Origin of the sequence: Streptococcus halichoeri (assembly GCF_009870755.1) — a bacterium.
GTDB classification, from domain to species: Bacteria; Bacillota; Bacilli; order Lactobacillales; family Streptococcaceae; genus Streptococcus; species Streptococcus halichoeri.
Window position 1 is genome coordinate 1 of sequence record NZ_WLZU01000036.1, and the last position, 13,983, is coordinate 13,983.

The following is a 13,983-nucleotide window of genomic DNA, read 5'->3' on the forward strand; positions in this document are numbered from 1 at the left end:
ATATATTGAGACTTACTATAACCCTAAACGTCTGCATTCAGCTTTAGGGTATCTCTCACCTGTAGAATTTGAAAAAATAGTTACTAATTAGCTTAACTTTATGTCTATTTTTTCTTGACAAGTCCAACTAATTAGCTTAACTTTATGTCTATTTTTTCTTGACAAGTCCACCGTTTATTATAGTTTATCTGTCTAATTGACAGGAGTCAGATCAATCATTTGAGTACTTTGAAACCCTAATCTAATATAAGAGTTCTATAATTTCTGTCGCGGGGATATTGAACCTTTTTTCTGTTTGTAAGCAACTTTCCAAGTTTTCTTTTACACTAACTCAAGGAAGGCGAGGTTTTTCTCATCTATTACTAAACATTAAGAAAAGTGTCGTTTTGATTTTTCATCGTGCCTATTTTAAATGATAATGTGTACCCGCCCTCTGAGTACGCAAAGTGCTATTTCTTTATTTGATCACTAATTGGAAATTTTCCTAGCTTCTACGGGAGCTGATCCTATCTATCCAGGCTACTTTAAAAAGCGCACACTAAAAACACTGATGGCAGCCAGCATTTAGGTGTTGGCATTCACTATCTTTAAAAATAAAAACTTTTAGTTCTATGTTTACACCCTCTGCGATGGAGTAGTTCGCTACAGATGACAATGAACAGAAATTTAGAAGACAAAAAGAAGAGAACACCATAATAGATGTTCTCTCGTGTAAATCAATTCTTTCGACTTAACGTTTACTAAATGTGATACTTTCCGAGCTTGACCACTTTCAAATTATTTCTCTAAGTTCTTCTTCAGTTCGGCCCATAAAGAATCTATTCCAATACCTGTTAAAAGGGGTAATCCCATAATCACCTTATCTTGTACACTTTCTGGTACTACAGTTGTACTGATAACAATATCATAATCATCAATTCGATTAATTTCCTCAGCAACTTTAGATTGAAATAAAGTTACGTTATCTGAATAACCATTTTGATTCAACCAATCTTTGACCTTACCCATAACAACTGTTGATGTTGCAATACCAGAACCACACATCACTAATAATTTCTTCATATTAATCCCCTCCTCATTTCTGCATTTTATTTAAATAGAACAATCCTACTAGAGACGCAACTAGTATAAGACTAATGATGAGCCACGGCAAATAATTTGCAGCAAATACGAACAAGCCTGTTGTCCACAATCCGCCCTCAGCCATAGCTGTAATACTAGAATTTCCTGATAAATCAAATTTTGCGGCTTTAGCTGCACTTGTTACCAAAGGTGATACCCATGATGTAATATATAAAATTGAGACTAAATAAATTGTGCCACCAACCACAGTTCTAATAATGTTTCCTCTAAATACAGCTGCCATTAGACAGACGACAAATGGAATTGTAGCTAAATCGCCAAACGGTAATGTTGTATTTCCTGGTAAAATCACCGCTAACAAAATTGTTATAGGAACCAAGATTAATGAACTCGATAATACTGCTGGATGTCCTACTGAAAGTGCTGAATCCATTCCAATATTGACCTCTCTACCTGGAAATCGTTTTTGAACAAATCCATTTGCAGCTTCGGAAATAGGTGCAAGACCTTCCATCAAAACAGAAACCATGCGAGGCATTAATAGCATAACTGCGGCTGTTTGTACACCTAACTGAAGAATACCTTGCGCATTGTAGCCTGCCAGAACGCCTATTACTATGCCAATTATTAATCCAATTACTGTACTTTCACCAAAAATACCAAATCTTTTTTGAATTGTTTCTGGGTCTGCTTTAATTTTATTGAATCCAGGAATACGATCAAATAACCAATTTAACGGTATAGCTACAAAAAAACCTGGTGCAGAAGTTCCATGAGGAAATGTAATATTTGGAAATCCATAGAATTTCTTTATTACAGGAGCAATAATATCAGCAAATAAATAAATCATCACCTGATATGCAATCATAGCATATAAGCCTAGGCCAAAACTATTCGTTACTGCAAATACCAATGACCCAATAAATGCTGCATGCCAGAAATTCCACATATCAACCATTAAAGTTTTAGTCCAGCCTAAAAATAGTAATACTAAGTTAATTGCAACACCAAGCGGAATCGCTAAGCTTCCTAGCAATGTTCCATACGATATAGCTGATGCTGCTGGCCACCCCACATCTACTGTATGAAGTGAGAGATCGAATCTTTTAACCATATCTTGTGCTGCTGTTCCTAGACTACCAGATAATAAATTAACGATTAGATTCAATCCAACAAATCCAATACCTACAGTTAATCCTGCAATAAAAGATTTTTTTGGCGGAGTACCTAATAGAAGTCCAAAAATAAAAATCAAAATTGGCAATACAACAATTGCACCCAAATCAATAAATGATTGCAATAAATGTAGCATAATAAACCTCCTAAACAATATTATGTGAAATTAATAATTGATTAATTTTTTCTTCCTCACCAGGTGCATAGGATAATATTTCTTTAACGATATTTGAGTCCTGAAATAAAGCAATTAGTTTTTGAAGCATCTCAACCTGTGAGTGTGCTTCTTTTATTGCTAGCATGATAATCAATTTCGCCTTGACTACTTGATTAAAAGTTGCCATTTGAGTAAATTCAACTGGATGTTCTAGCGTAGCAATCCCAATAGCGGTTTTTTTAACGTGTTCTGGATCAGTATGTGGAATTGCAATAGCAAAATCTGAAAATTGAAGTCCAGTAGGAAAAATCTTCTCTCTTTGTTTTAACGCACCTGGAAAACTATCTAAAGCATAGCCTGCTACTACAAATTTATTTCCAAATTTCTCAAGCACCTCGTCTTGACTTCTCCAATTTTGGTTCAAAAATATTAAATCAGAAGCCATACTCTTCACCTCTTTTTCTATCTTCAGTATACAGTAAACGTTTTCAATTCAAAAATCAAAAAACTTCCACATTAATGTGGAAGTTAAGAAAACAACTAAAGAAACTTTGTAAATTTGTCTATAGAACTAGCTTGGGCTAAATAATCAATATATTTTTTATTATTCAACTTTCCATAAATATACTTTAAAGCTTCCTTACATGTATCTTCCATCTCATCTCTAATGGCAATAAGCATTATCACTGATATCTTACAGTTATCCCAAACTATTGGCTCATGTAATGTTAGGAATAATACCTCTGAGTATTGTACATACTTAGGATCAGCATGTGGAATCGCAATCCCTGTATATATACCTGTAGTCCCCATTTTCTCACGATCAAGTATTGATTTAAAGAACATTTCATTAGAAGAATTTTCATCATTCGCCTTTGAAACTAGAAACTCTATACATTCATTTTTACTTTTGAAATCTCTATTTAAATAAATTGATTTAGATACTAAAGATAAAAATTGCGATTTAGATAAATTTATGCTTCTATTATTTGACTCATCTATTTTATAAAAATTTGCTGTAATTTGTAAATATTTTTTTTGTATTCTTAATATATCTTCAGTGCTCAAAAGAGGGCTGACCAAACAATATTGATCTGAAGGAATATTGAGTTTCACTGAACTGATGAGTATATCGCAATTTTTGTCTCCATTGTCCTTAAACTCATTTAAATCAATTTTTTTAATCTCATCAAATTCAGTTACAAGTTCCTTAATAGAACTAATAATTAACTCTGAGGTTGCTATACCATGAGGACAAATTATACCAATCTTAACCGGAACATGGATTTCTTTAGTAGCTGCTACAAAGTAGAGTGTAAGAAAAGATAATTCAGTTTCTGATATTTTATTAATTTCAAAACCCTTTACTAAAATACTTGAAGCTTGCCAAATTATAGAAAAAAAAGAACTATATCGCGATCGGATTTCAGAAATCAAGGTATTCTTTATGTTGATATTATTCTTTAGTCTATTTACCATTGGTTCAATATGGTTCAACAATAATGTTTTGATTGAAGACACTGATGTAAAATCTATCCCTGATATATCACTTACTTTTGAAATAAATTGGGTAACAACACTAACATAGTGATCATTAGTCAGTACTTCGTTCTTATATGCTACTGAAATTATTGAACGTGAAATATACGTAATATCCTCGATATTTAATTTTTCAATGTCAATCATAGAAGAAAAAGATAATAACTCAACAGCAAAAAAGAATGTTGGATAGATTTTAGACATTTCATCAAAACGTATATTGCCGTTTCCAATATTCTTTAAGTATCTTTTCCTAGTTATTAAGACATCAACCAATAAATATATTATATATTGATGAGACACAGTAAATGAAAACTTTCTTGCAAGTCTATTTATTTCCTCACCTATTGCTATCGGATTATCATCTCTAAAAATTTCACTTATAACATCAGATTCCTGCCAAATTATATTATCAGAACAATAATAATCCAAAAGATAGTTCCTAAGGTTAGCTCTTATTGTCATCTCATCTCCGACCAGATATTTACTAGCCTCATTTTTAGAAATGAGCAATCCATAAGGCAAAAATTCTTGTTGGAGTTTTTCTAAATCCCTTCTTACAGTAGAATCACTTAGATATAATAAATCTGATAACTCTCCTACAGATTTATACTGCCGCTCGAATGCCAATTCTTGAATATAATAACTCTTTCTCTTTGAAAAGTCACTGAACTTATTTTTCCCAATTAGTTCATTTAATAAGATATAATTCTCACTCTCTAAATTTTCAAAATTTAATAGCCGAATCCCATATCTGGGTTTTTTCTCGATTGAAAGGTTGTACTTTTGAACAGAATCCCCAATTTTTTTAATATCTGACAAAATTGTTTTAGTGGAGACATTGTATTTTTTAGATAAATTTGAGGCAGATAAATAATTTGGGTTTTCAATTAAATCCGTTAAAATTTCACATTGCCTATTATTCATTATTTCACCCACTTCCTTTTGCCATTATAAACTATAAAAAACATTTTTAAAATAAAGAAGTGTACCGATACATTTTTTATTCTCCTATTATGGTAACCAGACATTTCCTTGTACGCCCCCTGGTTTGATCAAAGTCTACAAAATAATAATAACCAGTTTTACCAACATTTAATTTCCCGTTTAACACATCAATTATTTGACTTGAACCTAACAAGGTAGCTTTTATATGTGCATCACCATTCCAAAGTGAACTTGGATCATTATCAGGTAAATATTCAGATACATTTGGCCAAGATTTAACAGTTTTGTAATGCTCAGGCCCAGGATATTTATAGGATAATTCACTAAGGTGCCTTGGTATAATTTGTTCTAAAATGTTATTTAAATCAACTTGTAAAAAATCATATCCATTTTCATCTACATCATGAGTATACTCTTCAAATATAATTGAGCACGTTGTATGCGGAGTAACTAGCATTACTACACCATTTTTGATGCCACTCCTCTCAACTATTTTTTTTATCTTATCAGTAATATCTACATAACTAACACGATCTTGTGTTTGTAGAACTACTTCTTCCTTATAAATGGTCATATTTTACACCCCCTTTTCTACTGTTGCATCATAACAAGCTTTAACCATATCCTTAAACATTTCAGCCGGATCACTAGCATTTGTAATTCCACTTGTACAGCCTGTTCCATCTGCACCTAATTTTATCACATTATAAACATCTTCTGGTCGCGAAATTCCTGCGCCTTGCATAACTAGGGTTTTAGGTGAGATTTCTTTAATAACTTTATTTGTATTTACTATATAATCTTCTGGACTAGTTTTCCCAGTTCCAATAAGTTCAGTTGGTTCACATAATATTACGTCAGGTTTTAAAGTTGCAACGGCTCTAGCTTCTTCTATGCTATTTGCACAGACTATCGTAAGTAGACCAAGGCTATCTGCCCTTCTAACTGCGCCAATAATCTCATCGAATGTTAGCGGATGTTCCGCATGGTTAATAAAAGTAGCAGATGCACCTGAGGAAACTATAGATTCTGGTAATACAGATCCCATGCCTCGTCCAGGTTTTATCCCATCAATATGTTGAGCTGATATAAAAGCTTTACTAACATTCTGTGAGGCTCGGTAAATATCTGCATAAGGGGTGGTTAAAAGGATACTTATGTTTGGATATTTTTGAGCTAATTCTTCTGCTACTTTTGACATTTTTTCAATTTCATTACCAAATAAATATGATTTGGGATTGAAAATAAAAAATGATTTCGATAATTTTTTTTTCATAATTTTACCTTCTCGTGCCAAATACTTTATAATATTCATTTAACACATCTGCCATAGCAATTTCGCTTGAATCTTTCTGTTTAATATAGTCATTAAACTTTTCGGAATGACTAGCCTTTAAAGCTGCCATCATAAAATCTGTATAAATATTTATTTTAGAAATACCTTCTTTTGCACACCTACTAAGATTTTCAGTGCCAGAGGAAGAGCCTCCATGTAATACAAGTGGAACAGATGTCCCTTCCTTAATAGCATGTAATCTTTGAAAATTAATTTTAGGTTCACCTTTATAAATACCATGAGCTGTACCAATTGATATGGCTAGCGAATCTACATTAGTTCGTTCTACAAATTCTATTACATCACTAACCTCTGTGTAAACTGAATCCGTAATATGATTACTTTCCGTTTTACTATTTGATCCAACATGTCCCAGCTCTGCCTCTACAACAACTCCTTGATTATGTGCAAAATCAACTACTTTTTGTGTAATTGCAATATTATCCTCAAATGCTTCTTGGGAGGCATCAATCATGACAGATGAAAAGCCAAGCTCAATAGCTTTCTGAATAAATTCAAAATCTTTTCCATGATCTAAATGTAAAACTATAGGTACAGTTGAATGATCTGCAAAGAAATTACCAATACATGCTGCTTCCTCTAAGTTTATGATATGAGAATGAGATTGAGCAAATGCTAAAATTAATGGTAATTCTTCCTTTTCAGCTTCTCGAACATATGCTCTTGCCGAATTCCAATCAATAAAATTTGCATGAGGAATTGCATAGCTACCAGTCATTGCATCTTCAAGTATTTCTTTTGAGCTAACTTTAACCATTGTTACTACCTCTTTTCTTTTTTAACCAAATAATATCATTTGAACAATAAATTTCAACGAATTTTTTGATATAATATTACAAATGCAAAAAAATAAACAGCATCATCTAATATTTAGAAAGTAATTCTTGCAAATGTATAAACGTAATGAAATTCTCTACAAAGTGGCAAAAGCTTATTATATTGATCACCTCACAAAAACAGAAATTGCAAAAGAATTTTCTGTTAGCCGTCCAACTGTTCAAAGATTTTTAGAGGAAGCACAAAATAATGGAATCGTCAAAATTAGTGTTCATCCAGAATCTTCAAATAAGGCCAAAATTATTAACCAATTAAAGGAAAAATATAACTTACAATATATCTCCGTGACAGAGAACAATGATGATAGTAACATCACCAAATTAAATGTATCAAAACAATTGGTTAATTTTGTTGAAGATTCAGCATATCGTTTAAAAACAATTGGTTTAGGATGGGGAACTACGTTAAGCAACTTTGTCGCACATACAAACTCTATTGATTTACATCACCTAACAATCGTACCTATGATGGGAGGGGCAAATGCTGAAATATCACATATCCATTCAAATCATCTATGCTTTTCACTAGCAGAGAAATACAGAGCATCTGTTTCCTATTTTTATGCACCTGCTATTTGCGATGATTTAAACTTAAAAAATGAGTTGGAACAATCTCGACATGTAAGAGAAGCTAAGCGTAAAGCAAAAAATGTTGATATGGCAATCGTAAGTGTTGGTAGCCCACTTACATCCTCCACCTATAAACTTTTAGGAAATGTTTCCAAAATCGATGAACAAAACTTGAAAGAAAAGCACATAGTGGGGGATGTATTAGCAAGTTTCTTTGACAAAAATGGTCAAATAATAAGAACAAATCTCTCTAGTAAAATGATTGGTAGTACTTTGAATGAGCTTGAAATCGTAAAGGAAGTTACAGTGGTAGCAAATGGAATTCAAAAATCTGAAAGTATTTTTTGTCTCCTCAAAAAAGGATTCATAGATAATTTAATTATAGATATGGAAATTGCAAATTATTTATTAGATTCTGAATACTAAGAATTTATTTTTTTTACGCTAAGCACATACCTAATATGAGACTATCCACAAACGTCTCTTTGCTAAATACTGAAAGATTGCAAAGAACCCTTCTTCATCATATGTTATTAGCACCAGAAGCCAGAACAAGCCACTCCTGCTATCCAACTAGAAAGATTGAAAAAATTAGAGAATATGGGTTCAGATTTCTATGACTTACTTGGTTTTGGGCTGCTTTGCTGTATTTGGTGATTTTAAATATTTAACAATTTCCAAACATGCCTCTCTACTTGTTATTTGCCGCTCCTTAAGGAATACCTCACTGTATTTATTAATGAACTCTTCAAGTTCTGTAACAGTTATCAATGAAGAAGTCTCGAGATAAATGATCTCATTTGTAGATATTAGAGTTATACATATTCTTTATCGCACATTGTAATCGCTTTTCTATTTTTCCTAAAACAATATAAAAATGGACTCTATAGTACTACACAATTGTTAGGAATGACAGACCCAATTATCCCTATTTTACTTTTTCATCATTCAAAAGTGATAATGTCTTAGTTAGGTCACAGATGAAAATGTCCCGTCTGTTAAACTAGAAAGATGAGGAATAGTGAATTAACCATGGCAGAATCAAAAAGTGCTAGTGTTTAAAGCTGTAGCCCAAGGGAAAAAACATAAAAATAGGGCTTGTGTCGAACTTGGTCACTCTAAAAGTCAGGTCAATCGGCTAGTCAAAGCTTACCCAGAAAAGGGAAAGCTGGCTTTTAGAACATGAAAGACACTCAATCGAATCTGAACAACCACTTGAAACAAAAAAAGAAAGCCGCAAGTATATCTCCACAAAATCACCCGTGGAAACTTGCATCTTTCAAACAATTTCTTCATAAGATTGGCAAATCCTATGAAGAATTTCAAGCTGAGAAGAATACTACTTCTCAGCTACTGTTATAAGAGATATAACAGATTTAGGTACTCACTGACCCTATTTTTTTGCGGACATTTTCCGTTTTGATTGACAAAATACTTCTTTTAAAATAAAAAATGGAATATAAATTTTCCATTTCAGAGCGAAGACAAACTGGACTGAACCTCCAGTTTGTCTTTTCTTTTACTTTCATTATGATTATTGGGCTAACTTTGGCAAATTTCAGGCAAACTAAAAAGGCTATCCTAGCCATTATCTTACTATATTTTTTCATATTTAAGCACGCTAAAGTGAGTCCAACGGTTGCCTCCATTTTGGACTTTCCTTTTAATCTCGTGTAGCGCAAATTGTGATATTCTTTAGCCGTTCCAAATAAGCGTTCTATGGTTTCTTTGCGCTGTTGATAGCATTCTTTCATTCCTTTTTGGTGTCGGATATCCTCACAGACTTCTAAGTCCTCTTTCCATAGATGACGAGTGATAACCTTTTGATGGGTTTTCGATTGGGTACAAACTGATAATAGCGGGCATGTCTGACAGATAACTGGATCACTTTTGTACTCACGATAGCCATCTCGAGTAGTGGTTGAATAGCATAAGGGATGGTTCTCTGGGCAGAGGTAGACATCATAATACTCATCATAAACAAACTCTTTAGGTCTAAGCATTCCTTTTTTGCCACGTGGTCTAGTATAGGGAAAAACGGGTGTGATACCTAGAGATACTAAATAGTGGGCAATGCTAGGTGTTTTATAACCAGAGTCTGCGATAAGATAGCTTGGTTGTAATGCTTTAATTTGGTCAAACAGTTCTGGGAAAGCCTGACTATCATGAACATTCCCAGCGTGAATACTGTATCCTAGTGCCCAACCATATTTATCACAAGCTACTTGAGCATTATAAGCAAAAACTTGTTTGTGTTCTCCCTTATGAAACCAACCGCTATCAGAGTCGGTTGTAGAAATTTTCTTACTTGTGGGCTCTTTTTCTTTGGCGAGCCCTAGCAACTTTTTTCCGTGTTTCTCTCTATCCTTGGCAATTTCTCGCTCTAATTGGGCACTCATAAATTTAGCTTGCGCCTCTACTTCCTGATTGATGTATTTGTGAGTGTTAGCAGCTGCTTTAATATGAGTACCGTCCACAAAGATTTCAGTAGGGTCAATTAACCCAGCATTCAGGCAGAGCCCTAAGATATGAGAAAAGATCGCTTCAATGACTTGTTTATCTTGGAAACGACGGCTGTAGTTCTTGCCGTAAGTCGTAAAATGAGGCACCTTATCTTCTAGAGTCAATCCAAGAAACCAGCGGTAAGCCACATTGACGTCAATCTCTTTAATGGTTTGACGCATAGAACGAATGCCAAAGAGACATTGAATCATGGGAATTTTCACTAACATGACAGGGTCCAAACTAGGACGACCGTTATCCGCACAATAACTGTCCTTCACTAAGTCATAAATAAATGAAAAATCGATCGCTTCATCAATTTGACGTAAGAGATGGTCTTTAGGTACCAATTCATCTAAACTATAGAAACCAACTTGATGGCGATTATAGTTAGGATTTTCTTTGTGGAACATACTGAGACCTCCTAGAACTTCTTATCTTTATTATAACTCTTGGCAAAAAGAAAAGCCCTAGAAAAATCAATTCCTAGAGCTTTGTCTTCAATCTGATACTCCATGGTAATCCATGAAGTATTGTTCTGCTGTATTGTAGCTGGTCCTTAACGTTTAGAGAACTGGCTAGCTTTACGAGCTTTTTTAAGACCTGGTTTCGGGTGAGCGAAGTAAAATAGCTGTAAAAGGCTATTAAATCAAGCTTTCAAAGCTCGTTTTCATTAAATATAATCACTTTTAACCCAATCCTACAAATAATGGATTACCATTAGATTACCAAAAATCTGTTTTCGGGGCTTATGTAGTTGAGAAAGTTATGTATTTACTTTACTTTTTTGTAGATTCAATTTATAATGTATATACAAAAAGCGAGGTGGAATCATGAATGTTCTATTGAAAAGGCAACACTTTTCTGAACAATTTTTATAAAGTGTTTTTTAAGCGATGACTCGTTTTGTCATGGGAGTTTGGTAGTTAAGACTACCATGAATGCGATGAAAGTTCCACCAGTGGACATAATCTTTCGTTTTGAGGGCTAATTCTTCTAGCGACTGAAACGTTTCTTGGTTGATAAATTCAAGTTTGAAGGAAAGATAGGTACTTTCAACGATGGCATTGTCATAGAGACAACCAACTTGACTGAGAGAACGGATGATGCCAAAAACTTCAAGTATATCATCAATCAGCTAATTATCAAATTATTGGCCATGATCAGAATGGAACATCTTGACTTTGGTCAGAGCGTAAGGGATGCTTTGAATAGCTTGTTTCACGAGCTCTGCAGTCTTGTGCCAACCAACGGACAAACCAATGATTTCGCGATTGAAGAGGTCGATGATGAGACAAACATAAGCCCAGCGCCCATCAACACGAACATAGGTCAAGTCGGTTACCAGAACTTCCAGTGGCTTTTATTGATGAAATTGTCTGGCTAAGTGATTAGGAATCGGTGCTTCATTCTTTACTTTGGAATGAGGTTTAAAGGCTGCTTTCTGATGAATGGATACCAAGTGGAGTCTCTCCATGATGCGACGAATCCGACGACGAGATAGAGTAATACCATCATTTTCCAAACACTTCTTGATTTTTCTAGCCCCGTATCTGGACTTGCTTTCATGGAAAGTCGTTTTAATGGTTTCCTCTAGAACCGCCTCGGAAACTGGTTCTACAGCTTGGTAGTAATAACTTGAACGAGGAATGTTCAGCCAACGATTTGTTGCTTAAAGTTAGCGGTGAAGTGGCGACGTGTTTTTCTAGACATTTGTTTCTTCTATTTCTTATCAGTGTAGAACACTTTATAAATTCTGTCTAGTTTAGTGAAACCAATTCATATTAAGAAAAACAGGAAATAGCACTGTTACTACAATCCCCAATAAAATTAAAGAGATACTTGGAGCAGAAATTGGTGAAGCTGAGCTAAAATTTGAATTCGAAAGAGAACTAGAAAGAGCAATGAACCAATACGATGAACTTTTGAAAGAATTGGGGGATAGATGAGGTATCTCACCGCTATAATTAAAAAGTGGTTGTCAACTTGAAGTTGGTAACCACTTTTTCTGTATTCTACTGTATTCTACTGTATTCTACTGTATTCTACTGTATTCTACTGTATTCTACTGTATTCTACTGTATTCTACTGTATTCTACTGTATTCTACTGTATTCTACTGTATTCTACTGTATTCTACTGTATTCTAATTCTTATTACTAATAGTAACCCGACTACAATCATTTATCAACTAAAAGATAATACTGATTGCGGTCATTTTTACTTGAACCAAACCAAGTAATGATTCCTAAAACACGCAGATGATGCAGCATTTTAACAACAAACGAACGACTTCTCCCTGTCAGTTCAACAGCTTTTGCTGTTGTCATTTTATCGCCAGAATTATACATGTAGTGAACGATAGCTTGTTCATCTGCATTCAAATTCCCAAAATCAGAAAACTGCTTTTCTAGACTATCTCGTGTACGGAGATGTCGGCTGACAATATTATTTTCAAGTGTCAGGACAACCTTATTTCCAGGTTCTGAGTATTTAGGTTCATGGAGAAAGGCTGATTCCATCTCAGAATAGATACGCTTAACTCCTTCATTCATTTCACGAACCCAACCGAACTCGGTTAAAGTTCTAGCAATACGAGGATTTCTTGAAAAACGTTCATGCTTGATATTGTCAACAGTGACGATATTTGGCAATTTCCCTGGACTATGAATTTCTAGTCGATCATCAAACATGAGCACACGAATGTGATCGCCATAAACCGAGTAATCACGGTGAGTCACCGCATTGATAACACCTTCAAACCAAGCAAATTCAGGATACTCAGGTAAAATTTGGAATTGCCCGTTGTCATCCAAATACTGAAATTCTCGAAGCTGTGTACGAATAAAATCCCGAACCTTGATAATCAAGGTAGGCAGGGCGTCGTCAAAAGTTACTTCCTTGATGACATTAAAGCTACTGCCCGTCCCCATATCCGTGCCATCAAACCTCTGGAAGCGAACACGAGATTGCGGGAAGAAGGCTGACGGGTATTTACCAAAGAGTAAAATTGCTGCCTTGGTCAACTTACTATTTACAAGAAAGCGCCGAGCTTTGAGAACCTCCTCTGTGGAACGGTCTGAAATATCAAATCGATTTTTGAAGTCCTGAACGAGGCTGTCATCAATATCTTCCAAAGTCGCATCAGGCACAACTTCATCTTCAAAGAACCGTTGACCCTTATCATAGCTGAGCTGAGTGCGTTGTTCATAACTTAGTTTGACCGTTTCATCGCCCTGACGTAGGTAAACTTCATCATTAGGCGCAGCAATCACTCGATTTGATGACAATTCCACTGAGATAACTAAAATTAGGTCATCTTCTCCCTTGTGATTCACCACAGGGATTTCTTCAAAAGACAAATCCAGAGGTGTCTCTCGCATCTCACGGTCAATCTTCTTGAAATCGTCTATGGGATAGGCTCTGCCATCATTGAAACCAGTGATAATATTGCCCTGTTTCTCGTCCTCAATTCCAATAACCAACTGACCTCCGTCCGCATTGGCAAAAGCAATCAGGTGCTTAAGCAACTCCTGCGGCTTCTTGCGTGCTGATTTTCTATCCAAGTATTGGCTTTCTGGCGAGAATTGGTAGTGGGATAGTTTTTGATTCATGTGTTGCTCCTGAGTGTTATAACTTTATTATAACATACTCCCTGATTTTATCTGACTTCAAATTTATTGTGCTAAGAAACCTTATGAGAAGTTGGCAGATGGGACGGTGCAGGAAGTTGATGTACCTTATGATATTCCAGAGAGCTGGGAGTGGGTGAGGTTAAGAAATTTAGGAACAATCACATCAGGCGGAACGCCAAAA

Annotated in this window: 11 protein-coding genes and 3 pseudogenes; 4 read left to right on the forward strand and 10 right to left on the reverse strand. The window is 34.7% G+C overall.

Translation table 11 applies throughout. The features are described 5' to 3' along the window. Positions 1 to 4: 4 nt before the first annotated feature. A complete protein-coding gene (locus tag GWD08_RS08940; protein WP_369522499.1) occupies positions 5 to 91 on the forward strand; it encodes an IS3 family transposase in 87 nt (28 codons plus the stop codon). Positions 92 to 777: 686 nt separating this feature from the next. Here the strand turns inward: GWD08_RS08940 and GWD08_RS07950 are convergent. The 7 genes from GWD08_RS07950 to GWD08_RS07980 all read right to left on the reverse strand — a co-directional run bounded on the left by GWD08_RS07950 (position 778) and on the right by GWD08_RS07980 (position 7,017). Continuing rightward, a complete protein-coding gene (locus GWD08_RS07950) occupies positions 778 to 1,062 on the reverse strand; it encodes a PTS sugar transporter subunit IIB (RefSeq protein WP_159565121.1) in 285 nt (94 codons plus the stop codon). Between the two features lie 13 nt (positions 1,063 to 1,075). Then, on the reverse strand, positions 1,076 to 2,395 hold the full coding sequence (locus GWD08_RS07955) for a PTS galactitol transporter subunit IIC (protein WP_159565123.1): 1,320 nt from the start codon (positions 2,393 to 2,395) through the stop codon (positions 1,076 to 1,078). A 10-nt stretch (positions 2,396 to 2,405) separates the two neighbouring features. Beyond that, positions 2,406 to 2,861, reverse strand: coding sequence for a PTS sugar transporter subunit IIA (locus tag GWD08_RS07960; RefSeq protein ID WP_159565125.1), 456 nt, complete (start codon positions 2,859 to 2,861; stop codon positions 2,406 to 2,408). Between the two features lie 95 nt (positions 2,862 to 2,956). After that, positions 2,957 to 4,882, reverse strand: coding sequence for a BglG family transcription antiterminator (locus GWD08_RS07965; RefSeq protein WP_159565127.1), 1,926 nt, complete (start codon positions 4,880 to 4,882; stop codon positions 2,957 to 2,959). A 76-nt stretch (positions 4,883 to 4,958) separates the two neighbouring features. After that, positions 4,959 to 5,477, reverse strand: coding sequence for a YjbQ family protein (locus GWD08_RS07970; protein ID WP_159565129.1), 519 nt, complete (start codon positions 5,475 to 5,477; stop codon positions 4,959 to 4,961). A 3-nt stretch (positions 5,478 to 5,480) separates the two neighbouring features. Beyond that, a complete protein-coding gene (locus GWD08_RS07975) occupies positions 5,481 to 6,179 on the reverse strand; it encodes a triose-phosphate isomerase (RefSeq protein WP_208858414.1) in 699 nt (232 codons plus the stop codon). A 4-nt stretch (positions 6,180 to 6,183) separates the two neighbouring features. After that, positions 6,184 to 7,017, reverse strand: coding sequence for a class II fructose-bisphosphate aldolase (locus GWD08_RS07980; RefSeq protein ID WP_159565131.1), 834 nt, complete (start codon positions 7,015 to 7,017; stop codon positions 6,184 to 6,186). Positions 7,018 to 7,150: 133 nt separating this feature from the next. Between GWD08_RS07980 and GWD08_RS07985 the strand changes: the two genes are divergently transcribed. Continuing rightward, complete coding sequence (locus GWD08_RS07985; RefSeq protein ID WP_159565133.1) at positions 7,151 to 8,092, forward strand: sugar-binding transcriptional regulator; 942 nt, start codon at positions 7,151 to 7,153, stop codon at positions 8,090 to 8,092. A 746-nt stretch (positions 8,093 to 8,838) separates the two neighbouring features. Further along, positions 8,839 to 9,028, forward strand: a pseudogene (locus tag GWD08_RS08820) (ISNCY family transposase); the annotation flags it as partial. Positions 9,029 to 9,042: 14 nt separating this feature from the next. Here the strand turns inward: GWD08_RS08820 and GWD08_RS07990 are convergent. The 3 genes and pseudogenes from GWD08_RS07990 to GWD08_RS08005 all read right to left on the reverse strand — a co-directional run bounded on the left by GWD08_RS07990 (position 9,043) and on the right by GWD08_RS08005 (position 13,781). Continuing rightward, a complete protein-coding gene (locus GWD08_RS07990; protein ID WP_159565135.1) occupies positions 9,043 to 10,581 on the reverse strand; it encodes an IS1182 family transposase in 1,539 nt (512 codons plus the stop codon). Between the two features lie 476 nt (positions 10,582 to 11,057). Further along, positions 11,058 to 11,831, reverse strand: a pseudogene (locus tag GWD08_RS07995) (IS3 family transposase); the annotation flags it as partial. Positions 11,832 to 12,347: 516 nt separating this feature from the next. Continuing rightward, the gene (locus tag GWD08_RS08005) at positions 12,348 to 13,781 is read right to left on the reverse strand and encodes an ATP-binding protein (protein ID WP_159549917.1); all 1,434 of its coding nucleotides are present in this window, start codon (positions 13,779 to 13,781) and stop codon (positions 12,348 to 12,350) included. 76 nt (positions 13,782 to 13,857) lie between these two features. Here GWD08_RS08005 and GWD08_RS08890 point away from each other — a divergent pair. Continuing rightward, a pseudogene (locus GWD08_RS08890) lies at positions 13,858 to 13,983 on the forward strand (restriction endonuclease subunit S); the annotation flags it as partial.